Source organism: Allobosea sp. GW822-FHT03F07, assembly GCF_058801345.1.
Genome location: NZ_JBXAND010000001.1, coordinates 1,420,951 through 1,445,911, shown reverse-complemented (window position 1 = coordinate 1,445,911; position 24,961 = coordinate 1,420,951). Strand labels below are relative to the sequence as shown.

General features: G+C 67.0%; 23 protein-coding genes. 17 read left to right on the top strand and 6 right to left on the bottom strand.

Annotated features, from left to right (window positions below; genetic code table 11):
- Positions 1-48 precede the first annotated feature (48 nt).
- On the bottom strand, positions 49-816 hold the full coding sequence (locus tag AC1RMY_RS06890; protein ID WP_492863208.1) for a CE1 family esterase: 768 nt from the start codon (positions 814-816) through the stop codon (positions 49-51).
- 263 nt (positions 817-1,079) lie between these two features.
- Here AC1RMY_RS06890 and AC1RMY_RS06885 point away from each other — a divergent pair, with 263 nt between their 5' ends.
- The 6 genes from AC1RMY_RS06885 to AC1RMY_RS06860 all read left to right on the top strand — a co-directional run bounded on the left by AC1RMY_RS06885 (position 1,080) and on the right by AC1RMY_RS06860 (position 5,912).
- Positions 1,080-1,670 (top strand): sigma-70 family RNA polymerase sigma factor, encoded by a 591-nt coding sequence (locus AC1RMY_RS06885; RefSeq protein ID WP_492863207.1) that lies wholly within the window; start codon positions 1,080-1,082, stop codon positions 1,668-1,670.
- Between the two features lie 68 nt (positions 1,671-1,738).
- Positions 1,739-2,380: an NrsF family protein gene (locus AC1RMY_RS06880; RefSeq protein ID WP_492863206.1), complete on the top strand. Its 642-nt coding sequence runs from the start codon at positions 1,739-1,741 to the stop codon at positions 2,378-2,380.
- A gap of 229 nt (positions 2,381-2,609) precedes the next feature.
- Positions 2,610-3,101, top strand: coding sequence for a cupin domain-containing protein (locus tag AC1RMY_RS06875; RefSeq protein ID WP_492863205.1), 492 nt, complete (start codon positions 2,610-2,612; stop codon positions 3,099-3,101).
- Positions 3,102-3,184: 83 nt separating this feature from the next.
- Positions 3,185-3,640 (top strand): DUF4440 domain-containing protein, encoded by a 456-nt coding sequence (locus AC1RMY_RS06870; protein WP_492863204.1) that lies wholly within the window; start codon positions 3,185-3,187, stop codon positions 3,638-3,640.
- Positions 3,641-3,679: 39 nt separating this feature from the next.
- Entirely contained in the window at positions 3,680-4,903 is a 1,224-nt protein-coding gene (locus AC1RMY_RS06865) for an MFS transporter (RefSeq protein ID WP_492863203.1), read from the top strand.
- Positions 4,904-5,012: 109 nt separating this feature from the next.
- On the top strand, positions 5,013-5,912 hold the full coding sequence (locus AC1RMY_RS06860) for a LysR family transcriptional regulator (protein ID WP_492863202.1): 900 nt from the start codon (positions 5,013-5,015) through the stop codon (positions 5,910-5,912).
- On the opposite strand, the gene AC1RMY_RS06855 is transcribed toward AC1RMY_RS06860, so the two are convergent.
- Positions 5,893-6,558 carry a peroxiredoxin-like family protein gene (locus tag AC1RMY_RS06855; RefSeq protein ID WP_492863201.1) on the bottom strand — a complete coding sequence of 222 codons (666 nt, stop codon included), beginning with the start codon at positions 6,556-6,558 and terminating at the stop codon, positions 5,893-5,895. The two genes, AC1RMY_RS06860 and AC1RMY_RS06855, sit on opposite strands and share 20 nt — an antisense overlap.
- A 136-nt stretch (positions 6,559-6,694) precedes the next feature.
- On the opposite strand from AC1RMY_RS06855, the gene AC1RMY_RS06850 reads away from it, so the two are divergent.
- The 7 genes from AC1RMY_RS06850 (at position 6,695) to AC1RMY_RS06820 (ending at position 15,418) form a co-directional block, all read left to right on the top strand.
- Complete coding sequence (locus AC1RMY_RS06850) at positions 6,695-7,525, top strand: 3-hydroxybutyrate dehydrogenase (protein WP_492863200.1); 831 nt, start codon at positions 6,695-6,697, stop codon at positions 7,523-7,525.
- Between the two features lie 22 nt (positions 7,526-7,547).
- The gene (locus AC1RMY_RS06845; protein WP_492863199.1) at positions 7,548-8,867 is read left to right on the top strand and encodes an NAD(P)/FAD-dependent oxidoreductase; all 1,320 of its coding nucleotides are present in this window, start codon (positions 7,548-7,550) and stop codon (positions 8,865-8,867) included.
- Positions 8,867-9,961, top strand: coding sequence for a patatin-like phospholipase family protein (locus tag AC1RMY_RS06840; protein WP_492863198.1), 1,095 nt, complete (start codon positions 8,867-8,869; stop codon positions 9,959-9,961). Before AC1RMY_RS06845 ends, AC1RMY_RS06840 begins: the two co-directional genes overlap by 1 nt.
- Before the next feature lie 40 nt (positions 9,962-10,001).
- Positions 10,002-10,508, top strand: coding sequence for a hypothetical protein (locus tag AC1RMY_RS06835; RefSeq protein ID WP_492863197.1), 507 nt, complete (start codon positions 10,002-10,004; stop codon positions 10,506-10,508).
- Between the two features lie 26 nt (positions 10,509-10,534).
- Positions 10,535-12,430: an adenylate/guanylate cyclase domain-containing protein gene (locus tag AC1RMY_RS06830; RefSeq protein ID WP_492863196.1), complete on the top strand. Its 1,896-nt coding sequence runs from the start codon at positions 10,535-10,537 to the stop codon at positions 12,428-12,430.
- Positions 12,431-12,438: 8 nt separating this feature from the next.
- Positions 12,439-13,257: an MBL fold metallo-hydrolase gene (locus AC1RMY_RS06825; RefSeq protein WP_492863195.1), complete on the top strand. Its 819-nt coding sequence runs from the start codon at positions 12,439-12,441 to the stop codon at positions 13,255-13,257.
- A gap of 112 nt (positions 13,258-13,369) precedes the next feature.
- Positions 13,370-15,418 carry a mechanosensitive ion channel family protein gene (locus AC1RMY_RS06820; protein WP_492863194.1) on the top strand — a complete coding sequence of 683 codons (2,049 nt, stop codon included), beginning with the start codon at positions 13,370-13,372 and terminating at the stop codon, positions 15,416-15,418.
- A 19-nt stretch (positions 15,419-15,437) separates the two neighbouring features.
- Here the strand turns inward: AC1RMY_RS06820 and AC1RMY_RS06815 are convergent, their stop codons facing one another.
- From AC1RMY_RS06815 to AC1RMY_RS06800, 4 genes are all read right to left on the bottom strand, one after another.
- Entirely contained in the window at positions 15,438-16,571 is a 1,134-nt protein-coding gene (locus AC1RMY_RS06815; protein WP_492863193.1) for a serine hydrolase domain-containing protein, read from the bottom strand.
- A gap of 109 nt (positions 16,572-16,680) precedes the next feature.
- Entirely contained in the window at positions 16,681-18,195 is a 1,515-nt protein-coding gene (locus AC1RMY_RS06810) for an aldehyde dehydrogenase family protein (RefSeq protein WP_492863192.1), read from the bottom strand.
- A gap of 35 nt (positions 18,196-18,230) precedes the next feature.
- The gene (locus AC1RMY_RS06805; protein ID WP_492863191.1) at positions 18,231-19,586 is read right to left on the bottom strand and encodes an NAD(P)/FAD-dependent oxidoreductase; all 1,356 of its coding nucleotides are present in this window, start codon (positions 19,584-19,586) and stop codon (positions 18,231-18,233) included.
- Positions 19,573-19,986 carry a RidA family protein gene (locus AC1RMY_RS06800; protein ID WP_492863190.1) on the bottom strand — a complete coding sequence of 138 codons (414 nt, stop codon included), beginning with the start codon at positions 19,984-19,986 and terminating at the stop codon, positions 19,573-19,575. Before AC1RMY_RS06800 ends, AC1RMY_RS06805 begins: the two co-directional genes overlap by 14 nt.
- A gap of 229 nt (positions 19,987-20,215) precedes the next feature.
- Here AC1RMY_RS06800 and AC1RMY_RS06795 point away from each other — a divergent pair, with 229 nt between their 5' ends.
- The 4 genes from AC1RMY_RS06795 to AC1RMY_RS06780 all read left to right on the top strand — a co-directional run bounded on the left by AC1RMY_RS06795 (position 20,216) and on the right by AC1RMY_RS06780 (position 24,954).
- Positions 20,216-21,352: an NAD(P)/FAD-dependent oxidoreductase gene (locus AC1RMY_RS06795; protein WP_492863189.1), complete on the top strand. Its 1,137-nt coding sequence runs from the start codon at positions 20,216-20,218 to the stop codon at positions 21,350-21,352.
- A gap of 69 nt (positions 21,353-21,421) precedes the next feature.
- Positions 21,422-23,095: a peptide ABC transporter substrate-binding protein gene (locus AC1RMY_RS06790; protein ID WP_492863188.1), complete on the top strand. Its 1,674-nt coding sequence runs from the start codon at positions 21,422-21,424 to the stop codon at positions 23,093-23,095.
- 6 nt (positions 23,096-23,101) lie between these two features.
- Entirely contained in the window at positions 23,102-24,058 is a 957-nt protein-coding gene (locus tag AC1RMY_RS06785; protein ID WP_492863187.1) for an ABC transporter permease, read from the top strand.
- A complete protein-coding gene (locus tag AC1RMY_RS06780) occupies positions 24,055-24,954 on the top strand; it encodes an ABC transporter permease (RefSeq protein WP_492863186.1) in 900 nt (299 codons plus the stop codon). The genes AC1RMY_RS06785 and AC1RMY_RS06780 overlap by 4 nt, the downstream gene beginning before the upstream one ends.
- Positions 24,955-24,961 lie beyond the last annotated feature (7 nt).

The window sequence follows — 24,961 nt, the reverse complement described above, 5'->3', positions numbered from 1 at the left end:
GGCGACTGTGCGGGAGAGATCGCGCGTGACGCCGGATTGGTTACACGATCACGGAGACGTGACACCGCTTCGCCCTGCGGCGACGGGCGATCCGGCCGGCATCGTCAGCCGCCAGGCGCGCTCGATCCAGGCCGGATCGATCTCGTGGCCGCCCGCATGCAGGCAGAGTTCCAGCCGAGCGGGTCCGTCACAGCCTGTCGCGACGCGGCAGGCGAGCGCGTCCGCAATCCTCTCAGTCCGGACGGCTTGCGCCCAGCCGGCGGTGCACCTGCCCGGCGCGAGCACCGCAAGGCTCCTGAAGACATCGCCCTGCCGGGTGCCGGAGCGTAGCGTACGGCCAGCGAGCGGCACGGTCGCATCGCTCGTGCCGTGGACATGGATCAGCGGCGGATGCGGGCCTTCGCAGCTTTCGGGCAGCGGCTCCCAGAAGGCGCCGGCGATCGGGGCGAAGGCAGCAAAGCGTGTCGGCATCCGGCAGGCGAGGTACCAGACCATCGAGCCGCCCTGCGAGAAGCCGCTCGCCAAGATGCGCCGGGGATCGACGGGAAAGCGCGCGGCGACATCGTCCAGCACCTGCCCGACGAAGGCGAATTCGTCGCGGTGGCGGGCGGGCGAGCCGGGATAGGACCAGGTGCGGCCGGCGCCGTCGGGCGCGATCAGCGCGACGCCGAGGCGTCGTGCCACCGCGAGCAGGCCGGCATCGGCGATCGTTTCCTCGGCCGAGCCCTGATAGCCATGGAAGTACATGATCGCACCGACCGGTCGCTGCCTGGCGGCGTGCGGCGGCAGGACGAGGCGATAGCTGCCGCTCGCCACAACGCAGCCCGGGCCTGCGGGACAAGCGTCGCCGGACTTTGGAGGACTGGGCTCTTGCGCGACCGCCATGCCGACAAGGAGGAGGAGGCCGACGAGCGCTGCTGGAAGCCGTAGCCCTTTGGCCATCTGCCATCTCTCCGCCGCGCCGATGAAGCCTTGCGCTCCCGCGCGAGCGTAACGGGGCGCGGCACGCGCTTCACCTTGGCATCGCGGGCTTGTGAGCTGCCGCCTGCCGTGCGACGCACGTGGCAGGAATCCCCGTCGTGAAAGCACAAGACGTGTCGCTGCAAGAGCTCGAAACCCAGCTCCGACCAGTCTTCCTCGCAGCGCTTTCCGGCGATGCCGCGGCTTATCGCCTGTTCCTCGACACGATCAGCGGGAGGCTGCGCGGCTATCTGCGCCAGATGCTGGCGCGCGCCGGCCGGACCGAGGCGAGCGAGGCCGAGGACGTGCTGCAGGAAACGCTGCTGGCGCTGCATCTGTCGCGCCACACCTATGACGCCGCCAGCCCGGTGACGGCCTGGGCGCATGCGATCGCGCGCTACAAGCTGGTCGATCATCTGCGTCGCTCCGGCCGCCATGCCGGCAACCTGCCGCTCGACGACGAGGCGCATCGGCTCGCGGACCAGCCGGAGAGCGTCGCGGCCGAGGCGAGGCTCGATCTGGAGCGCGCCATGGCGGCCCTGCCGGAGCGCACGCGCAAGCTGATCGACCAGGTCAAGCTCCAGGGCGCGAGCGTGGCCGAGGCGGCAGGCGCGGCGGGGATGAGCGAGACGGCCGCCAAGGTCGCGATCCATCGCGGCCTGCAGAGCATGGCGAAGTTCCTCGCCCGGCGCGGAGCGCGCTCCGCATGAGTTTGCGACCAGTAACCTTTTGCCGTTTCCGCGCGAATTCGGCTTGACAGGAGCCCGGATCACCAACCATGCGCACCGACGACCTGATTTCCCTGATGAGTGCGAACAGCCAGCCGATCGATACCGGCTGGCTGCGCCGCGGCACATGGCTGGCCGCCCTTGCCGCTCTCGTGCTGACGGTGGCGCTGCTCGGCTTCACCATCGGCGTCCGGCGCAATCTCGCGGGCGTGATCGTCACCACGCCGGTCATCGCCAAGATCCTGTTCGGCGCGAGCATTGCCGCCATCGCGCTCACCTTGTTCCAGCGCAGCCTCAGGCCTGGGCTGAAGCCGAAGCGCCTGCTGCCGCTGGTGGCGATCCCGGTCGGACTGGTCGCAGCCTGGGCCGTGCTGACGCTGGCGCTCGCCCCGGCCGAGCAGTGGCAGGCACTGATCTTCGGGCGCTACTGGCGCAGTTGCCTGTTCAACGTGCCGCTCTATGCGCTCGTCCCGCTCGTCGCGCTGCTCTGGCTGGCGCGGCGCGGTGCACCGATCGACAAGACCTTGACCGGGCTTTGTGCCGGACTAGCCGCCGCCGGGCTCTCCGTCGTGGCCTATGCGCTGCATTGTCCGGACGACACCGTGCCGTTCCTGGCGACCTGGTACACGCTCGCCGTCGCGATGGTGACCGTCTTCGCCGGCCTCGTCTTTCCGCGCTTCCTGCGCTGGTGATGTCCTCCTGACAGTCCATTCGGCGGAGCGTCCCCGCGTTTCGTGCCGGCCGAGTTCCGCGCCGCGGGTCGATGCATCGATCTCGACGATGATCGCCGTTCGAGGGCCGCAGGTGAAATAGCCTGCCGCTATCGAAACCAGAGAAACCAGGTATTTCCGCCGGGCCTACCGCTTCGGGATGCTGCCTTCCGGGTCGCGACATCGCGCGACGATCAGGAAGGAGACGATCATGTCGAGACGATACGGTTCCGCCATTCGCAATCTGCTGGCAGGCGCCGCCTGTGCCGCTGCCATCATCCACGGCATCGGCGCCGCCCAGGCCGGCACTTGTCCGGCCGACAAGGAGCTGAAGCAGCCACGCACGATCGAAGACGCTCCGGACGTCGGCATCCGGCGCGAAACGCTGGCGGTCGTGAACGTCACCGGCTGGCGCAATCTCGGCGACCTGCGCCTACGCACGCGCCGCCTGACCGTCGCGGTCAACGGCATCGTGCCCTTCCACCGCCACGACGATCGTCCCTCGATCGTCTACGTCGCCTCCGGCGAAATCATCGAGCACAGCGCCTTCTGCTCCGTCCCCATCGTCCACCGGACCGGCGAGTGGACGCCTGAGTTCGGACCCGGCCACGCCCATTGGTGGGAAAACAAGTCGGGCAAGGAAGTGGTCCTGCTCTCCTCCGACATCGTTCCGCCGGACATGCTCGACGATCCCGACATGTAACGCTCGATCATGCCGATGCGGGCGGGCCTTCGCCGCCCGCGATCCGGCGCCCCGATCCAAACCGCACCCTGTCGGAGGTCGTCATGATGACGAAGGTCTTCATCGCCCTGGTTGCCTTGTCCCTCGCTGCGCCCGCCGCGGCCGAGACCGAGACCGAGCGCGCCGTGACGTCGCTCTACGAGCGTTTCGTCGCGGCCCAGAACGCGCGCGACACCAAGGCGGTGCGAGCGCTGATGTGGGATTCGCCGAATTTCGTCTGGATCAGCGACGGCAAGGCGTTCTGGGGCGCAGACCGGATGATCGAGCGCATGAGCGCCTTCCAGCGCGCCGACATTTGGGAGGTGACGCCGGATCGCGAGCGAGCGCGTGTCGTCGAGGTCAGTCCGGTGAGTGCGGTTCTTTTCCAGCCGCTCAGCCTGGTGCTGGGGCCAAGGGCGGATGCGCGGAAGATCGCCTTTCTCGTCAATGTGCTGTGCGTGCGCACGCCCGACGGCTGGCGGGTCGGCGCGCTCTACACCACCGAGGAAAACCCGAACTGAGCCGGGCCCGGGCCCGGCTGCATCCCGAGGACGGAACTGATGCGAAGCGAAACCGCTCCGACCGCCGCCATGGCGATGCCGGTCACAAACCCGCGTTCCTGGCTGCGAACCCTCGTGATCGCGCTGACGGCCTTCCTGACGCTGGTCGATCTGTTCGCCATGCAGGCGATCCTGCCGGCGCTGATCCGGCACTATGGCGCGAGCCCCGGCGCGATGGGCGTCGCGGTCAATGCGAGCACGATCGGTATGGCGCTGTCGAGTCTTGCCACCTCCTATCTGAGCGCCTCGATCGACCGGCGCCGTGGCATCACGATCAGCCTCGCCCTGCTCGCGATACCGACCGCGCTGCTGGCCGGCGCGCCGGATCTTGCAACCTTCACCGGCCTGCGCGTGCTGCAGGGCGTGTTCATGGCCGCGGCCTTCACATTGATGCTGGCCTATCTCGGCGAGCATTATTCGGCCAGTGACGGCGCGGCGGCCTTCGCCGCCTATATTGCTGGCAACGTCGCCAGCAATTTTGCCGGGCGGCTGCTGTCGGCCTCGGTCGCCGACCGGTTCGGGCTGCCCACCACCTTCTATGCTTTCGCCGCGCTCAATCTGGCGGGCGCCGCGCTGGTGCATGCCACCGTGCGGCGGGCCCCGCCGATGGCGACAGCCACGGCTCCCGTCACCGGCGCCCTGCGGCTTCATCTCGCCGATCCGCAGCTGCGCGCGAGCTTCGCGCTCGGCTTCCTGATCCTCTTCGCCTTCATCGGCCTGTTCACCTATGTGAACATCGTCCTGGCCGCGCCGCCTTTGGCGCTCGGGATGATGGAGATCGGCTTCGTCTATTTCGTCTTCGCGCCGTCGGTCGCGACCACGCTCCTGGCAGGCGGGCTGGCTCTGCGCCTCGGCACAAGGAGCGCTCTCCTGGCGAGCCTCGGCGTCGCGCTCGCCGGCCTGCCGCTGCTGGTGTTGCCGTCCCTGGTGGCCGTGCTCTGCGGGCTCGTCCTCTTCGCCATCGGCACCTTCGCCGCGCAGGCGATCGCGACCGGCCATGTCGGCCGGACGGCGCAACGCGAACGCGGCGCGGCGAGTGGGCTCTATCTCGCGAGCTATTTCCTCGGTGGCCTCGTCGGTAGCGTCTTCCTGGGCCAGGTCTTCCAGCGCTTCGGCTGGGGAGCGACCGTGCTCGCCATCGGCCTGGCGCTGTGTGCGGCCGCCGGGCTTGCCATGATGCTCGGCCGCGATGCCGGCGCGCTGGAGCACGGGTCGGAGGCTTAATTTAGGCAGTCGCCTGTAACCGAACCGCCCGCGCCCGCGAATATCCACCCGATGGCGCTCGGTCGGCGCTGAGTGGCGCGGCGAGGCCTGTCATCCGGGGGCCATGGGCATGGAAATGCATCAGATCCGCTATTTCCTGGCGGTCGCGCGCAGCCTGAACTTCACGCGCGCGGCGGAACAATGCAACGTCGCGCAGCCCTCGCTGACCCGCGCCATCCAGAAGCTGGAGGATGAGCTCGGCGGATTGCTCCTGCATCGCGAGCGGCAGAACACACATCTGACCGAGCTGGGTAGGCTCATGCTGCCGCACCTCGAGCGTACCTATGTCGCAGCACAGGCCGCGAAGGAGTTGGCGCGCGGCGTCAGCAAGGGCGATATGGCGCATTTGCGCCTCGGCATCCTCGAAACGGTTTCCGCGGAGGTGCTGACGGGCCTGCTCGAAAGCCTCAACACCTGCCTCAACGGTTTCGATCTCACGCTCGTGAAGCTGCCGCACAGGGATCTCGTTGCTCACGTGTTGGAGGGCGATTTCGACCTGATCTTCCTCAGTGATGCGGTCGAGCTGCCCGACCGAATCCGCAGCTGGATCCTGTTCCGGGAAGGCAGCCAGCTCGTCTTACCGCAGAGCCACCCGCTGGCCCGCAAGGACAATATCGCCCTCGATGACCTCGCCGGCGTGGAGATGATCGAGCAGCTCGACTGCGCCGATCACGAGCGCTTCAAATTCGTCTGCGCCAGCAAGGATGTCGCCGTGCGCTTCCGCCATCGCGTGCGGGGCACCGACGAATTGCAGCGGCTGGTGCGGTCCGGCTTCGGCTTCGGCGTGCTGCCGGCGAGCGTCCCGCTGATCGAGGGACTGGCGATGCGCCCCTTCGCGGAGACCGCTCCGGAGCGCGGCGTTGCCATTGCACTCGTTGCCGGCCGCCCCTTCCAGACCGCGACCGAGGCTTGTCTGCGTCTCGCTCGGGCCCGCGACTGGGACTGCGCGGTCAGGCTGGCGCCGCTCTGAGCCGGGTCAGCGTTGCCAATATCTCGGCCGGATCCATGCGGTAGCGGAAATCCGGCTCGACGAAGGCCGCTGCGATGCCGCCATCGCGCGCCACCACATAGGTCGCCGGGATCGGCAGGAACCAGGACGGGTTGCCGTTGATGCGTGCCAGATCGTAGCCGAGATGCTCGTAGATCTCGCGCACTTCGCCCGGCACCGAGACGACGAGGCCGAATGCCAGGGCCAGACCGAGATCAACGTCGCTCAGCACGTCGAAGGGCAGGCCGTGCTCGCGCGCCGCTGCGATGCCGCGTCCGCCGATCTCGCCGGAGACCACGGCGACGTGCCCGCCCAGCGCAACGATCGCGTCATGGGCGTCGCGCAGCGCCGTCAGTTCCGTCTGGCAATAAGAGCACCAGGCGCCGCGATAGAAGCTGAGCACGAGCGGCCCGGCGGAAAGAAGCTCCGCCGAGGTGACGAAGCGGCCATCGGCCGCCACCAGGCCGAAGGCCGGTATCCGGTCGCCGGCCCGCAATGCCCGGGCCCCGGCGCCGCTCTGCGCGAGATGCTCGACCATGCGGTCATAGGCCTGCGCGATCTGTGGGCGCTCGCGCGCGAGCCATTGGCGCAGCTCGGCAAGGCGCTCGGCAAGGGACCTGTCGTTCATGTGGCAGAGGCTGCATGCGCCGCCCGGCGCCGGCAACAACAATCGCCATAGCCGGCAGCTATCGTCACGACAGCGCATCGATATTTCCCGGAGCCGGCCACCATCCGCATCCTCTTCCGCAGCAAGGAGAGATGCGATGAACATTCACGCCACAGCCGCCCCCGCCACCGCCAGCCATCCCCGCCCTCTCGCAGGCCGCACCGCTGTCGTTACCGGTTCGACCAGCGGCATCGGCCTCGGCATCGCCAGGGCGCTGGCCGATGCCGGCGCCAATCTCGTGATCAACGGCTTCGGCGATCCGCGCGCCATCGAGCAGACGCGCCTCAGTTTGGAGGCGGTTGGCGACATCACCGTGCGCTTCGACGGCAGTAATCTCGCCGAGCCGGCCGGCGTTGCCAGCCTGATCGATGGCGCGGTCGCGGCCTTCGGCCAGGTCGACATCCTCGTCAATAACGCCGGCATCCAGCATGTCGCACCGGTCGAGGCCTTTCCGGTCGAGCGCTGGGACGCGATCATCGCGCTCAACCTCTCGGCCGCCTTCCACGCCACGCGCGCCGTCTTCGCCGGTATGAAGGAGCGCAGCTTCGGCCGGATCGTGAACATCGCCTCGGCGCACGGCCTCGTCGGCTCACCGTTCAAATCGGCTTACGTCGCCGCCAAGCACGGCATCGTCGGCTTCACCAAGGCGGTCGCGCTGGAGGGCGCCGAGTATGGCGTCACCGTCAACGCGATCTGCCCGGGCTATGTCTGGACCCCGCTCGTCGAGAAGCAGATCGAGGAACAGGCCAAGGCCCACGGCATCCCGCGCGACCGCGTCGTCAAGGAAATCCTGCTGGCCGCGCAGCCCAACAAGCGCTTCGCAACCGTCGAGGAGATCGGCGCACTGACGGTTTTCCTCGCCTCCGAGACAGGCGCTTCGGTGACCGGGACGGCCATCCCCGTCGACGGCGCCTGGACGGCCCACTGATAGGCAAAGCGGGGAGTTCGCCATGGGAACGGCAGCGACGACAACGACCGATCCGCGCGTGGTGATCATCGGCGCCGGCTTCGGCGGCCTCGCCGCGGCGCAGGCGCTGAAACACGCGCCGGTGGAGCTGACGATCGTCGACCGGCGCAACTTCCACCTGTTCCAGCCGCTCCTCTACCAGGTCGCGACCGCCAGCCTGTCGCCCGCCGACATCGCCGCGCCGATCCGTTCCGTCCTGCGCGGCCAGGCCAATGCGCGTGTCGTGCTCGACAAGGTCGTTGATGTCGATCGCCGTTCCCGCTGCGTGGTGACGGAGAATGGCCGCAGCGTTCCTTTCGACTACCTTATCGTCGCGACCGGCGCCCGGCACAGCTATTTCGGCCGCGACGACTGGGCGTCGGCCGCGCCGGGGATCAAGACGGTCGACGATGCAACCCGCGTCCGTGCCAAGATCCTCAACGCCCTCGAGGAAGCCGAACTCGAAGACGACGAGGTCGTCCGCAAGGCGCTGCTGACCTTCGTCATCGTCGGCGGCGGCCCGACCGGCGTCGAGATGGCGGGGGCCATCGCCGAACTGGTCCGCCATGCCTCGGATCGCGACTTCCGGCGCATCACGCCCGAAAACACCAGCATCGTGCTGGTCGAGGCCGGGGCACGCATCCTGCCGGGCTTCCGCGAGGAGCTGAGCCGGGCGGCCCATGCTGCACTCGAGGCGATGGGCGTCGACGTCGCAACCGGAGCCATGGTGACCGACGTTTCCGAAAACGGCGTGAGGCTGGGCGCGACCCGTCTTCCGGCCCGAACCGTGATCTGGGCCGCGGGCGTCAAGGCTTCGCCAGCCGGCCACTGGCTCGATGCCCCGGTCGACCGTGCCGGCCGGGTCAAAGTCGAGGTGGATTTCTCCCTCCCGGACGATCCCGCGATCTTCGTCATCGGTGACACGGCCGCCTATGCCGGGGCGGACGGCGCAATGCTGCCAGGAGTCGCGCCGGCGGCGAAGCAGGCCGGGAGTTGGGTCGGCAGCCTGATCGCAGCCCGCGCCCTCGCCGTACCCGACCCAACCCCGTTCCGCTATCGCGACGCCGGCTCGATGGCGACCATCGGTCGAAAGTTTGCGATCGTCGATCTGGGCTGGCTGCGGCTGACGGGCTTTCCGGCCTGGCTGTTCTGGTCGGCCGTTCATGTCTGGTTCCTGATCGGCTTCCGCAGCCGGCTCTCCGTCGCGACGAGCTGGCTCTGGTCCTACCTGACCTATGAGCGCGGCGCCCGGCTGATCACCGGCCGCGAGATCGCGCTGGCCAGGCCCGCGACAGAACCCTCCCAGCAGAAGGACGCCGCCTGATGTCCCCGTCGATCGTTCTCGACCGCGAAACCCGCCCGCAGCCGAAAGTCATGGCGGATGTCCCCGGCGCCAATGCGCCGACCATCAACCTCGCTCTACAGGGCGGCGGCGCCCATGGCGCTTTCGGCTGGGGCGTGCTCGACATGTTGCTGGAGGACGGCCGCATCGAGATCGACGGCCTGTCGGCGACCAGCGCCGGCGCCATGAACGCCGTCGTCTATGCCTATGGCAAGATGATCGGCGGCAAGGCGCAGGCCCGCGAAATGCTCGAACTCTTCTGGCATCGGATCAGCCGCGCCGGCCGGACGGCCAGCCCCTACCAGCAGACCCCCTTCGATCTCTGGCTGGAGGGGTTCGGCGTCAAGGAGCCGGTAAGCTATCGCTTCTTCGAGGCCCTGACCCGGACCTTCTCGCCGCATCAGCTCAATCCGCTCGGCTTCAACCCCTTGCGCGACGTGCTGACCAGCGTCGTCGATTTCGACGCGTTGCGCGCCTGCCGCTGCACCCGGCTGCGGCTCTGCGCGACCAATGTGAAGACCGGCAAGCCGCAGATCTTCACCAATGAGATGATGTCGCCGGACGTCGTCCAGGCCTCTGCTTGCCTGCCTATGCTGTTCCAGGCCGTGGAGGTCGACGGCCAGCACTATTGGGATGGCGGCTATGTCGGCAATCCCGCGATCTACCCGCTGATCTATGATGCCGAGGCGCGCGACATCCTCGTTGTTCACATCAACCCGATCGTGCGGCCGGACGTGCCGAACGACCCCTCGGAGATCTTCAACCGGATCAACGAGATCAGCTTCAATTCCTCGCTGATCCGCGAGATGCGGGCGATCGCCTTCGCCACCAAGCTGATCGATGAGGACTGGATCCGCCCGGAGCACCGCGACAAGCTGCGGCGCGTCTTCATCCACGCGATCCGCTCCGACGACGCGATGGCCGAATTCTCGATCGCGTCGAAGTTCAACACGAGCTGGTCGTTTCTGACACGGCTGCGCGATCTCGGCCGCGCCGCAGCGGCGCAATGGATCGCCGCGCATCTCGACGATATCGGCCGGCGCTCCACCGTCGATCTTCACCAGGAATACCTCTGAGCCGCCAGTTCCGCGGCGACCAACCTCCAGGGAGGCTCTCATGAGCATGACCACCGCCACCAGCGAACCGGGGCTGATCGCCCGCGTGGTCCCCACCGCCCGCCAGAGCTGGCACCTCGTGCTCGGGGGCTTCGCCGCCACCGGCTTCTACGAGATCTGGGCCAATTGGCCGACGCAGCTCTTCGCGGGCTTTCCGCTCGAACCGCCGGCACTGGTCAAGCTGCTGTTCCAGCGCCAGCTCGGCTTCACCCTGCCCGATGTGTGGGCTAAGGCGCTGCACTACGTCACCGGCTTCATCTTCTACCCGCTCGGCTACTGGCTGACGACGCGGCTGGTGCGGCTCGGCCATCCCGCCGATGGCTGGCTCTGGGGGGTGGTCACCTACTTCATCGCGCTCGGCCTGTTGGCTCCGCTCGCCGGCCTGCCTTTCCTGCTGATCGGTGACAACCTGCAGCTCTCCCTGATGAGCCTGATCGGCCATGCCGTCTTCGGCTATGTGCTGGCGGCGGTGTTCCAGGCCTTCGAGACCGCCCATCCGACCGGCTGACGGCCGGCCGTTCGCGGGAGGCGACGATGCGCACTGGCCTGCAGACCATCCTGACGACGCTGGCGCTCGGCGGCGTGCTGATCGTGGCCGGTGGCGTGCATATCGCCTGGTGGCGAACCGCGACGCGCAACAGCACGGCGCTTGCCATCGAGATCGAGCGGCAGGTCACGACCTCCGTCCGCCATGAATGGTGGGCGCAGGTCACGGGCGCGGAAGCCGCCTGGCGCGCCGCCGCCAGGTTGATCGAGCGGGACGGCTCGCCCGCCGCGCGCGACGCGGCCCTGACGCAGCCGCTCGGGAGCATGTCGCTGGTCACGGCGCTGGCCCATGAAGGGCCGCAGGGCACGGTGGCGGTGATCGAGCCCGGAACACAAGACGGAGCGGTCCGGCTGCAAGCCGCAGCCGGGATCTGGCCGGTTGTCGAATCCGCCGGTCCGGACTGGCTCCCCGCCACCGATCCCGGAGATGCCATGCCAGCGGTCGCTTATGTCGGCCGGCTGCCCGACGGCAGCCGCCTCGGCGCCTTCGTCGCGTTGTCGCAGTTTTCCAAACTGCTCGGCCAGATCTCGGTCGGCCGCACCGGCGGAGCGGTTGTCATCGACCCTACGGGCCGTCTCGTGGTCGAGCCGGCCGGCCACGGCAAGGATCGCACGAAGCTGATCGAGGTCAGCCGCAGTGTCGGCGAGACGCTCGTGCAGCGGGCGGAACAGGGTGAGCCGGCGCCCGAGCGCATCGCCGTCGAGATCTCCGGGGAGCGCTTCGCCGTGGGGCTATCGCCACTGCACTTCCAAGGCTGGCAATTCGCGGTCATCGTGCCGGAACGCGACTTCCTGGCGGAGATCGATGCGACCACCCGTCGCGTCGGCGTTGGCCTTGCCCTCGCCATCGCGCTGGCGGGATTGGCTGCCGCCGCCCTGGCGAGGCTGCTGCTGGTCCAGCCGATCCGTGCCGTCGTCGCCGACCTCGCCCATCTCGAACGCTTCGAGCTCGATGCGCTGGTGCATCGCCGCTCGCGCCTGATCGAGATCGACCAGCTCTCCGCCGCACTCGCCCGCATGGCCGCGGGACTGGCGAATTTCGGCCGCTTCATCCCGGTCGATCTCGTCCGTGAGCTGGTCGCTCATGGCGGCCGGGCCGAGCCGGGCGGCAGCTCGGCCCGCATCACCATCCTGTTCGCCGATCTCGCCGGTTTCACCCGTCTCGCCGAACGCCTCGGGCCGGCGGTGCTGCCGGTCGCCAGCCGCTTTCTCGAACTGGCCTCGGAGGCGGTGGAACGGCGGGCCGGTACGGTCGACAAGTTCATCGGCGACGCCGTCATGGCGTTCTGGGGGGCGCCACGGCGGGCGCCGCATATGGCCCTGCAGGCCTGCCGCGCCGCGCTCGCCATCGTCGCGGAGACCGCGGCGGCCGGACTGATGGATGCGGAAGGGCAGCCGCTCCGGGTGAGGGTCGGCCTGCATTCCGGCGAGGCCATCGTCGGCAATATCGGCTCCCGGACCCGGCTGAACTACACGGCGATCGGCGACAGCGTGAACCTCGCCAGCCGGCTCGAAGGCGCCAACAAGGCCTATGGCACCGCGATCCTGATCAGCGAGGAAACGCGGCGCGAAGCGGGCGAGGCAATCCTCGTGCGCGAAGTCGACCGCATCGCTGTCTATGGCCGCGATCTCGGCGTCACCGTCTACGAGCTCCTCGGCCTGTCCACGACGATGACTCGCCCGGCGTGGGTCGAGAGCTACGAACAGGCGCTCGTAGCCTATCGGCAGCGCCGCTTCCACCATGCCCTCGGCCGGATCGACGCCTGCCTAGCGCAGAAGCCCGGCGATGGGCCGGCCAAGGTGCTGGCGGAGCGCTGCCGCGACTTGATCGCCGCTGCGCCGCGGGCAGATTGGCGGCCCGTTCACGCGCTGCAGACGAAGTGAGGCCTGCAATGAGCGATTTCAGCGTCCGGTTCTGGGGCACGCGCGGCTCGATGCCGGTCTCGGGCGAGCGCTTCCGCGCCTTCGGCGGCAATACGATCTGCATCGAGGTCTTGATCGGCGAGCAGGTTCTCATCATCGATTGCGGATCGGGCGCGGCCGAGCTGGGGCGAAGCCTGCTCGCCGAAGGGCGGCGTTCGGCCTGGCTGCTCCTGACCCATGTCCATCTCGATCATGTCATCGGGTTGGCCGGGTTCGCCCCGCTCCACGCCGATTTCACGCTGGGCATTCGCGCGCCCCGCCGCAGCGACATCAGCCTGCACCAGAGTCTGCGGCTTCTGTTCGAGGAGCCGCTGAGCCCGATCGGCTTTGCCTCGCTTCCCGCCCGCCTTGACGCTGCCAGCTTCGAGACGGGCCGGGACATCGTGCTGGGCGATATCGTCATTGGCACCGTCGCCCTGCGGCATGGCACGGCCACCGCCGGTTACCGCTTCGATCATGGCGGCCGGGCCTTCGTGGTCCTGACCGATCATGAGCATGCGGGCAACGCGCCCGATCCCGACCTGGTCCGCTTCTGCCGCGACGCCGATCTGATCGCCTATGACGCGATGTGGTGCGCCGACAGCGACTACCCGGCTCATCGCGACTGGGGACATTCGACCTGGCAGGCCGGGCTCGCACTGATGCGGGCAGCTGGCGCCCGCCGGCTCGCCTGCCTGCACCATGCGCCGACCGCCGACGATGTGCTGCTGCGCGGTCGCGAGGCGCGTCTACAGGCGCTGGCTCCCGACAGCGTCTTCGCCCGCGATGGCGATGTCTTCACGCTCTGAAGCGCAAGGCTTGGGGAGCTGGACGCGCACGCGACCTGATTCATTCGCATGCTGGCCGGGAGGAGCCTAGCATGCGCCCTGGAGGATGCGTCACCGCGGGAGGGGGGTCGTCATGTCCGAGCGATCGCAGATAGGCGGACGAATGCCCGCGAACATCAGACGGCATATCCCTGCCATGGTCGGCGTCGCCGCCATCGGCTGGATGAATGCAGCGCGGGCAGGCGTCGACACCTATCCGGCCGGCGTTTCCATGCAACGAAGCCTCGTCAGCTATCTGGCGCAGGGCCTCACCGCCATCCGGGACCTGTTCTGGCCGATCCTGACCGCGATTCCGCGCATTCCCGGCGAAGCCGGCGACGCGGCCGCTCGTATACTGACCAACGGCGATCCCGGCCTTCTCTGGCGTGCTGCGGTCATCGCGGCGCTCCTGCTGTTGCTTCCGCATGCCATGCGCCTGGCAATCTCGCGCCCAAGGGCGCGCATGAGCGCCTCGAGAACGACCCGGCTCCTGTCCGCTTTCGCATGCGATGTCGGCGACCTGATCCTGATGATGCTGGCAGCGGCCATCCTGGTTGAGCTCGCATTGGGCGACAGTTCGCTCATGGCCCGACTAGGGATCGCCGTGGTCGATACCGTGCTCCGGTTCAGAATCGTCATGACGGCCGTCCGGATATTGTTGCGCCCGAGCGCGCCGCCGCTGCGCCTCATCTCCGCCAGCGATGCCCAAGTCCGACGTGCCATGCCGTTCCTGACAGCCTCGCTGTTCCTGGCCGTCGCCTTCGTAACGGTCATACCGTTGCTGCTTGAAGCTGGAATGAGCTGGCCCGCCGGGCAGGCTTCGGGCGTAGCGGCGGGAATCATTGCCGCCGCGTTGATGTGGGCCGCGGCACGCCGCTTCCACGCCGAGGCTCCGACGCGCCTGCCGATGCGGGAGATCGGCTTCGGGATCGTCATTGGTGCCGCAGGGATCGCCTGGATCTACGGCGTCATGTCCCTCGACTTTCCATTCTACGTCGCAACGATCTCGATCGGCGGCATCGTCGTCGGAGCGTTCATCGTCGATCGGCTCCTGCTGGCCTACTGCAATGCCCATGGGGATGAGCGGGCGAATGCGCCCTTGCAATGGCACCTGGCGCGAGCGCTCGTTGCGATCGTGCGCCTGGCCGCGACGCTGGGCGTGGTTCTGATCATCGCGCGGTTTCTCGCCATGGACTTTCCAGCCTGGCTCGGAGAGTCGCGCTGGAACGAGATCAATGACAGCATTGCCCGAGCGGCCGCGGCGATCTTTATCGCTTATGCCCTGTCGGCGCTGATCAGCACCTGGATCCGCGCAAAATTCGTGACCGTCACCCGCTATGTCCCGGGCAAGGACAATGAATTCCAGCCCGGTTCTCGGCTCCTGACCATCATTCCGCTGCTCCAGTGGGGGATCACCTTCCTCATGCTGGGGACCGGGATCCTGGTCGCGCTTGGAGAACTTGGGGTCAATATCGCTCCGCTCCTCGCAGGCGCCGGCATTTTCGGGCTCGCCCTCAGCTTCGGCGCTCAATCCCTCGTGCGCGATATCATTTCCGGCCTGTTCTACATGGCGGACGACGCCTTTCGTATTGGCGAATACATTCAGGCCGGGCAACTCAAGGGGACCGTGGAGAGCATCTCGCTTCGCTCCGTCCGCCTTCGCCATCACCATGGCCAGGTGCATACGGTTCCGTTCGGCCAATTGGGCTCCGTAACGAACAGCAGCCGTGACTGGCTGATCGTCAAATTCAATCTGCGGCTGGCGCGCGACGTGGACCTCGAAGCCGTGCGCAAGACCGTCAAGAAGGTCGGCGAAGAACTGCTGACCGATTCGGAGTTCGCGCCCGAGTTCCTTGAGCCGCTCAAGCTGCAGGGCGTCGCCGACATTCAGGAGGCTGCGCTCGTCGTGCGCCTCAAATTCACGGTTCGGCCCGGAAAACCAACCGAAATCCAGCGAGAGGCGCTGAAGAGGATCGTGAAAGTATTCGGCGAGCGCGGCATCGCCTTCGCGTCGCACTCGGTGGTAGTCCATGGCTTTCCGGATCATTTGGATATTGCCGCCGGAGCAGTCGCAGCCATGACACCAGGCCCCGTCGCGACACCGCGATCAAAGCCCCGCACAACGGTGGCCAGTGGTAGCTGACCTCGATGTTACGGTTGGCTCATAGGGCTTCTGCGACAGAGGCGAAAAAAGCGTCGTCGTTGATCTCAAGGCGTTGGCGATAGGTTGGCTTCGAGCGCGCGCAAAGCACCACGATGACCAGGCGGTGCCGTGGGTTGATATGAATGTGCTGGCCATAGATGCCCTCGGCCTGGAAGCTGTCTGCAAGAGCCGGAGATTGAAGGACCGGGATCCACCACATGTAGCCGTAAGGGATGGTCTTCTCGCCGATGTGGAAGGGGGCTCCGGCTTCGCCATTCCAGCCGTCTGGCAGCAGCTTGTCGGCTCCGATTTGGCCTTCGTCGAGCACGAACTGGCCGAAGCGACCGTAATCCCGCAGGGTCGCGTGCATTCCGCTGCCGGAAATCGTCATTCCCTCCGGGCTCTCCGACCACCAACTCGCATCGGCTTCCATGCCGAGCCGCGACCAGAGCTTCTCGCTGCAGTAGTCGGCGAGGTTGACCCCGGCCGCGTTCTGCATGAGCAGCCCGATCAGATAGGATTCGCCGGTATTGTAGGCCCAGGATTCGCCCGGCGGAGTCTCGGCCGGCAGGGACGCCATATGCCGGACGATGCCGCCTGCCTCCCAGTTGCACTGGATTTCGAGCAACCGCCGGCGGTCGGAGGTCGGATCGGTGTAGTCTTCGCGCCAGCGCACCCCTGAGCAAAGCCTCAGCAACTGCCGAACGGAGACCTTCTCATAGACGCCGCCGAGCGGCATGTAGCGGGTGACGGGATCGTCCAGGCTTTCGATCGCGCCTTCCTTCAGCGCTATGCCGACGAGCGTCGCCGCGACGGATTTGGCGAGCGAGCAGGAGTTCCACTTCGTCTCAGGGCGGATGCCCAGCCCGTAGTGCTCGGCGACGACGGCACCGTCCTTCAAGATCAGCAGGCCGGCGACCCGATTGACCGACAGATAGTCGTAAAGGTCGAAGCTTCTGCCCTGGTCCCGGATGTCGAGCTTCGGCAGCGCGGAGGCCGAGGCCATCAGCGGCTTGACCACGCCGCCGCGCCGCACCACCCGCGAGGGAAACCAGCCCCGGTCCGAGGCCATGGTCTCAACCAGTTCGTCCGGAAGCAGAGTGCCATCGTAGAACCGCATGAGCTGCGTGCGTCTGGTCTCGTCGATGCTCATGGGTGCTCGCCTGCTCTAACTCTGTGATAGTCCGGCGTGATCTGCCCGCGAAAGCATGTATGAAACCCGAACCGGCGGCCAATACGAGCGCCGGCCGGCTTCCTCCCTCTCACGCGACGGCGGGCATCTTCAGGTTGATCCAACTCGTCTTGGTCTGAAGGTACTGCGCCATCGCTTCGGTGCCCTTGTCGCGGGCGAGCGATCCCGATTGGCGATAGCCGCCGAACGGCGTCTTGATGTCGCCTTCGGTGAAGCCGTTGATCGAGACCGTTCCGCAGCCGAGGCGCCGAGCCATGTAAAGAGCCTGATCGATGTCGCGCGTGTAGACCGTCGCATGCAGCCCGTAGGAACTGTCGTTGGCGATCGCCAGGGCGTGTTCCAGCCCATCGACAGGAAGGACGCCCAGAACCGGACCGAAGATCTCGTCGCGCGCGATCGTCATCGAGGAAGACAGATCGGCGAATACGGTCGGCCCGAGGTAACAGCCCGGCCTGCCGGCGAGCGCCTCGTCCGATCTCAGGACGCAGCGCGCGCCTTCGCGCCGGCCGCTTTCGATGAAACCGATGACACGCTCACGATGCTCGGACGTCACCAGCGGCCCGAGATCGGTCGCCGGGTCGAGCGGATCGCCGACGACGAGCGCCCGCGCCCTGTCCGAGACCAGGGACAGATACTCTTCCTGGCTGCCACGGGCGACGAGCTGGCGCATATTGGCGGAACAGTTCTGTCCGCCGTTCCAGAAGGCGGCAGTCACCGCGTTGTCGATCAACTCCGGCGTGAGTTCCGCATCGTCGAGGACGATGAACGGGCTCTTGCCGCCCATTTCGAGACCGATCGCCTTGAGATTGCTGTCGGCCGCATAGCGCAGGAACATCCGCCCGACTTCGGTCGAGCCGGTGAAGGAGATGGCGTCGATGTCAGGATGCAGGCCGAGCGCCCGCCCTGCTGTCTCGCCGAGGCCGGGGACGACGTTCAGCACCCCGTCCGGCAGGCCGGCATCGGCCGCGAGCGCAGCGAGCTTGAGAACCGAAAGCGATGTCTGCTCGGCTGGCTTGACCACGACGGAGCAGCCGCTGGCGAGCGCGGGTCCGAGCTTCCAGGCGGCCATCAGCAAGGGGAAGTTCCAGGGCAGCACGAGACCGATGACGCCGATGGGCTCGCGCGTGATCAGGGCGAGCGCGTCCTCGCCGGTCGGCGCCACCTTTCCGAAGGTCTTGTCGATCAGCTCCGCATACCATTGCAGGGTATCGGGAACCTCGGTGCCGATCTCCTTGAGGCAATCGCGGATCGGCTTGCCGCTATCGAGGCTTTCCAAGACGGCGAGTTCCCGGGCATTGGCACGGACGAGCTCGGCCAATTTCAGAAGCACGGCTTTGCGCCGTTCCGGCGCCGAGCGCGACCAAGCGCCATCCCGGAAGGCCCTGCGCGCTGCCGCGACCGCACGGTGGATGTCGGCGGTCTGACAGCTTGCGACGGTGGCGAGCACCTCGCCGGTCGCGGGATTCGCCGTTTCCATCGTCTCGCCGCCTCTCGCCGCGACGAAGCCGCCATCGATAAAAGCACGGGACTCGAAGGAAAGCCCGGCTGCGATGGCATGATAATCGGCGGCTGTTGCGGACGTCATCGGCGGCTCCCGGTCGGCGATAGGGATGGGTCGGTTCAGAGCGGAGCATGCGCGCGGGCATAGGTGCCGCGCGCGAAGCGCTCCAGATTGAGGGGCGCGATCGTGGGGTCGGCCGCCTCGCCCTTCACGAGGCGCGCGACATGTCGGCCGACCGCGGGGCCGAGGCCGAAACCATGGCCTGAAAAGCCGGTCGCGACGATCAGCCCCGGTATGGTGTCGGGAGCGCCCAGCACCGGCAGCGCGTCCGGCAGCACGTCGATATAGCCGGCCCAGGATTTGACGATGGACAGACCGGAAGCTCCGTTGAAGAGGGAACGGAGCGCTTCGCCGGTTCGTTTCGCGCGTTCGCGATTGGCGGGGATCCGCGGCCTGCGCCCGGCTGCGGCGCGCTCCGGTCTTGGAACGGCGAGGCGCTCGTGCAGATCGTCGATCAAAGGGCGCCCCAGGCGCAGCGAGAAGCCGCTGCGATGGCGGATGAACTCCGGCAGAAAGAAGCGCATCCCTCGCATCGAATCGAGCGTCAGATCGATGTCTGAGCAGGAATCGGCGGCGATGATGCAGGATCCGTCGGCGCGCTGGCGCAGACCGATGCCGTAGCCGCAGAAACAGGGCTCGCTCAGCGACGGCAAGGGCGCGGTCAACGAAACGGTGCTGCGAACGATCTGCTGCGGCAGCGACAATCCGAGCGGCGCCAGCAGGCGATGACTCTGCGCTCCGGCCGCGCAGACGGCGAGACCGGCTTCGATCCGCCCGTGCTCGGTGACGACGCCGGTTACCCGGCCGGCGGAACTCTCGATCGCGAAGACCCCGCAATCCTCGATGATGTGCACTCCGGCCCGGGCGGCGGCTCGGGCGAAGGCCGTCGTCGCGAGCGCGGGTTCTGCCTGTCCATCGCTGGCCGTGAAGAGCGCGCCTTTCGCAGGTTTTGACAAGGCCGGCAGAAGCTCGCTCGTCTCCTGCTGCGAAAGCAAGCGGGCTTCGCTCGCAATCTCCCGGGTCTCCTCCCGCCAGCGCTGGAAGGCGACGTACTCGGCCTCGGTTTCGGCGACGAAGACGCAACCCGTCCGACGCCAGCCCAACGGTTCGCCGAGTTCGCGCTCCAGCTCCGGCCAGATCGACAGCGCTTCGACAGCCAGCGGCAGTTCGAGCGGATCGCGATACTGCGTCCGCACGAAGCCCCAGTTTCGGCCCGATTGCTGGGAGGAGACGGCGTCACGCTCCACCAGCGCGACCGACAATCCCGCACGCGCGAGATAATAGGCTGACGCACAACCGACGATGCCGCCGCCGATCACCACCACGTCGGCCCGACAGGGCAATGTGATGCGGGGAGGAAGCAACTGGGCCAGCACATCGTCCGGCACGTGCTCCGTCAGGCTAAGCGCGGACATCGAGCACGGCATCCATGTCCATCTCGACCCGGGTCTCGGGATCGAAGAGGCCCACCTGGACCGTGGTGCAGGCCGGGCTCACGCCACGGAAAGCCTCGGCAAAGGCGGCCATCACTGGCTCGTAGTCTTCGACGCGTGCGATGTAGACCCTGACACGAACGACATTGGCGAGCGTCGCTCCGGCCTGTGCGAAGGCGTTCTGCGCATTGCGGAACAGCTGGCGGGTCTGCTCCGCGGCTCCTTCGGCCAGGATCTCCGTCGCATAATCGTAGCCGGTGGTGCCCGACAGCATCACCTGTGATCCGACGACGACGGCACGGCTGTAGCCGTACGTCGTCTCGAAGCTGCTGCCCGAAGAAATGAGCCTCCGGCCGGATGTCTCGCTGATCGTGAATGCCATGGGTCGCCTTTGCTGCGCTTGTCGTGACGGCTCAGAGGCAACGGCGGCGGGCACGCTGTCGATTTCAAAAATTCGAGGCGGTGGCCAAGGAATTCGGGGCCCACCGTCGCTTTTCAGGGCTCGGCTTCTCAAAATTGAAATCGACATCCGGCGATCGCGATGCCGTTGTCAGGCAGGGCGAGGCTCGACCGGGCCAAGCCAATTCTGAAGCTGGAGTGGTATTGAGCCGATGCGGGTAGACGTTGCTGTCGTCGGAGGGGGGATCGCCGGGGCTTCCGGGGCCTATTTCCTGGCGAAGCAAGGCTCGGTCGCCTTGATCGAGCGCGAGGAGCACTTCAGCTACCATAGTTCCGGCCGCACGGCGGCGCAGTTCACGGTCGGCATCGGAGCCGCGACGATGCGGCGGATGGCGCAGGCGAGCCGCGCCTTTCTCGCGGCGCCTCCTGCGAGCTTCACGGAACAGCCGATCCTCACGCCGCGAGGCTGTCTCACGGTCGGGCGCAACGAGCAGGATGCAACGCTGCGGCGTCTCGAGGAAAATCTCGCATCGGTGGGCGCGCAAGCCCGCCGGCTGACCCAAGACGAGGCATTGGCGCTGTTTCCGGCGCTGCGGGCGGACAGAATCGATGCCGGTGTCTACGAACCCGATGCGATGGACATCGACGTCGATGTGTTGCTGCAGGGTTATCTCCGGGGCGCCAGGGCTGCCGGAGCACAGCTTTTTACGCGGGCCGAAATCCGGACCATCGCGCGCGAGGACGGCCGCTGGCGCCTGACCTGGCCTGGCGGGGACATCGTCGCGGACGTGCTGGTCAATGCTGCGGGGGCCTGGGCGGATGAGGTGGCGGCGATGGCCGGCCTTGCACCACTGGGCGTCGCTCCATATCGGCGCACGGCCTTCACCTTCGCGCTCCAGGCGGATTTCGACACGCGCAACTGGCCACATGTCGGCACGGTCGACTACGACTGGTACGTGAAGCCCGAGCCGGGCTGCCTGATGGGTAGCCTTGCCGATGCGGTGCCTGTCGCACCGTTCGATGCCTATCCCGAGGATATCGACGTCGCCCAGGCGATTGAGAATATCGAGCGCGACACCCGGCTCAGTGTCGGTCGCCCGCTCAGCCAATGGGCCGGGTTGCGCAGTTTCGTTCGGGATCGCAATCCCGTCGCCGGCATGCGGCAGGAGGCGCCCGGCTTCTTCTGGCTGGCGGGCCAGGGCGGCTGCGGCATCCTGACCTCGCCGGCCATGGGCCAGGCTATCGCCGCGCTCGTCGCCGGGGCGCCGCTCCCCGACGCGATCACACAATTGGGCGTCGTCGAAGCTGATCTTTCTCCGGAGCGCGAGAGCCTGGGCGCGGGAGACTGAACCGTCGGCGGCGGATCGCCGCCTGGATCACGAGGCTGAAGACAGCCCGTCATACGAGGGGATACCATCATGTCAGGCAATGATTTCAAAGGGACGAGCTTTCGCCGCCGCGAGGTGCTGGCGCTGGGTCTGGCCGCTGGCGCGGGCACGTTGTTCGCACCGGCCGCGGGCGTCCCTGCGCAGGGCAAGCCGGCTGCTCCGCCACCCAAGCCGCGTGGCCAGGTGGTCGCCGGAATTTCGCAGGAACCTACGGTCTTCAATCCCCTGATGCCAGGCAGTGAGGTCGATCAGGGCGTCTGGTGGCAGATCTTCAGCCTGCTCTGGTCGATCGACCCGGAAGGCCGCGCGGTACCCGACCTCGCGCGCGAGATTCCCAGCGTCGCCAATGGCGGAATCTCGCCCGACGGACTGAACTGGAAGATCAAGCTCAGGAACGATGTGAAATGGCATGACGGGACGCCGTTCACGGCCGAGGACGTCAAATACACGCTCGACCTGATCAACACGCCCGGCTTCCGCGCCCGCAACCGGGTGGGTCACAGCCTCGTCAAGGATATCGCCGTCGTCGTGCCAGATGAAATCCACTGGCGCATGGAGCGAGCCTACTCGCCCTATCTGTCCATCCTGGCGCTGACATTCATCGTGCCTCAGCACATCCTCGGAAAAGCGAGCGATCCGAACAGCGCTCCCTTCAACACCGCGCCCGTCGGAACGGGGCCCTTTCGCTGGGGCGAGCGCGTGGCCGGCGACCGCGTGCTGGTCAATGCCAATCCGGCCTATCACGGCGCCGGGCCGCATCTCGAACGGGTCGTGTTCAAGTACATTCCGGACCTGACGGCGCTCTACACCCAGTTCAGGACCGGCCAGGTCGACTATCTCGGCATCGGAGGCATCCCGCCCCATGCGGCCAAGGAGGCTGAAGGCCTGAAGGGCCGCAAGGTCTTCCGCTCGCCGACGCCTTTCATCGAGCACATCGCGCTCAACCTGGAGTTCGGTCCCTTCGCCGACCGGACCGTCCGGGAGGCGCTCTATCTGGCGATGGACAAGCAGGCCCGGATCGACGCCATCTATTACGGGCTTCCGATCGCCACGGAATCCTTCCTGCCTCGACAATCCTGGGCCTTCGACCCGGAACTTCCGGCGCATCGGCATGATCCGGCGAAGGCCAATGCATTGCTGGATGCAGCCGGCTGGAAACGTGGGTCGGACGGGATCCGCCAAAAGGATGGTGTGCGCCTGGCCTTCTCCAACTCGACCACGACCGGCAATCCGGCGCGCGAGCAGTCGCAGCAGCTACTCCAGCAGGATTGGGGGCAGATCGGCGCGGAGATGAAGATCGCCAACATGCCGGCTGCGGTGATCTGGGGCGAGTTCTGGCAGAAGTCGAAATTCGAATCCGTGACCGTCGGCTCGAACTTCATGATCGGCAACGATCCGGACGTGACGCCGCGTTTCGGCAGCAGGTCGATCCCCAACAAGCAAGGGGCCGGACTCAACACCTACCAGTACCAGAATGCGGAGCTCGACCGGCTGCTGGATCTCGGAGCCAGCCAGTTCGACCAGCAGGAGCGCAGCAAGACCTACCAGCAGATCCAGCGCATCGTTCGCGAGGATCTCGTGCTGCTGCCGGTCTATCAATCCGTCATGGTCGAAGGCGTCAAGGAGGGGTTGAACGGCTTCGCGGCCAACATCAACTGCTCGTCCAACTGCTGGAACATGCGCGACTGGTACTGGGCGGCCTGAGCGCCCATGAGCGCTTTTCTCTTTCGCCGCTTCGGGCAGGCCGTGTTGCTGCTGTTCGTCGTCTCGATGATCGGATTCGCGATCCTGCACCTGGCTCCCGGCGGACCAATGTCGCAGTTCGCCGCCGGCGGCGAGATGTCCCAGGAAGATCTCGATCGCATCGCAGAGCAACTCGGGCTGAGCCGGCCGCTGCCGGTCCAGTACACCGAATGGCTCTGGCGCATGCTGCAGGGAGATTGGGGCCGCTCCTATCGCGACCAGCAGCCGGTGCTCCACATCATCGGCTCGCATGTCGGCGCCACCGTCGAGCTCATGCTGACTTCGACGCTGCTTGCCATGCTAATCGGCGGCTGGCTTGGCATCCTCGGCGCGATCCGCCGCTATTCGCTGTTCGACGCGCTGGCGACGGTGGGGGCGATGGTCGCGCTCTCGATCCCGACCTTCTGGTTCGGCCTCGTCGTCATCTACGTCTTTTCGGTCGGCCTCGAATGGCTGCCTTCGGGCAATCGGTACACGATCGGCAACGGCTCCCTCCTGAACCAGATTCATCACATGATCGGCCCCGTCATCGTGCTCGCGCTCGTCTCCACCGCGGTCTGGAGCCGCTACATGCGCTCCTCCATGCTCGATGTGGTCAACCAGGACTATATCCGCACGGCCCGCGCCAAGGGCCTCTCGGAGCGCTCGGTCCTGATCCGCCACGCCCTGCGCAACGCACTGCTGCCGATGATCACCATTACCGGCCTGCATATCCCGACCCTGCTCTCCGGCGCGCTCGTCACCGAAACCGTCTTCACCTGGCCGGGAATGGGCAGGCTCTTCCTCGATTCGATCAGTTATCGCGACTACCCCGTGGTGATGGGCATCCTGATGTTCTCCGCGGTCCTCGTGCTGCTCGGCAGCCTGATCGCCGATTTGCTCTACGGCGTGGCCGATCCCCGCATCGCAAGGAACGGGCGATGAGCGGAGCCCCCTTCACGACCGAGACAGAGCCGCAGTTCGCCCCCGCGACCGGCTTCGGGAACAGCCCGGGCTTCAAGCGCTTCCGCCGTCACAGGCTTGCGGTCTTCGGCGCGGCCACAATCATCCTGTTGACGCTCGCCTGCATCGTCGGACCGTGGCTGCTGCCCTACACCGACACCTTCATCGACATCCGCGCCCGTTTCACGCCGCCCTTCGCCGGCCCGCACATTCTCGGCACCGACCCGCTCGGCCGCGACATCCTGGCCAGGCTGCTGATGGCAGGCCGGATCTCGCTCGCCGTCGGCTTCTCGGCCATGGCGATCGCCATGGCGATCGGCGTCATCGCCGGGCTCGTCGCTGGCTTCTATGAGGGCGTGGTCGGCGCCGCACTGATGCGCTTCGTCGATGCGATGCTGTGCTTCCCATCGATCTTCCTGCTGCTGGCGACCTCGGCGCTGATCCAGCCCTCCGTCCCAACCATCGTGCTGCTGATCGCGATGACGTCGTGGATGGAGGTCGCGCGTGTCGTCGAGGCGCAGATCCGCTCGCTCAAGACCCGCGAATATGCGCAGGCTGCGGTTTCCTTCGGCGCAAGCAACCGGCACATCATGTTCAGGGAACTGTTGCCCAACGCCGTCGCGCCGATCGTGGTTGCAGCGACCCTCAACGTCGCCCACGCCATCCTGGCCGAGAGCTACATCTCCTTCCTCGGCTACGGCATCCAACCGCCGACGCCGAGCTGGGGCAACATGCTCGAAAGCGCACAGAGCTATCTCGCCAGCGCGCCCTGGCTCGCCATTCTTCCGGGCCTTGCCATCACGCTCGCCGTGACCTCGTTCAACTTCATCGGGGACGGCCTGCGCGACGCGCTCGACCCGCGCATGGATTTGCCGTGAAAGGACG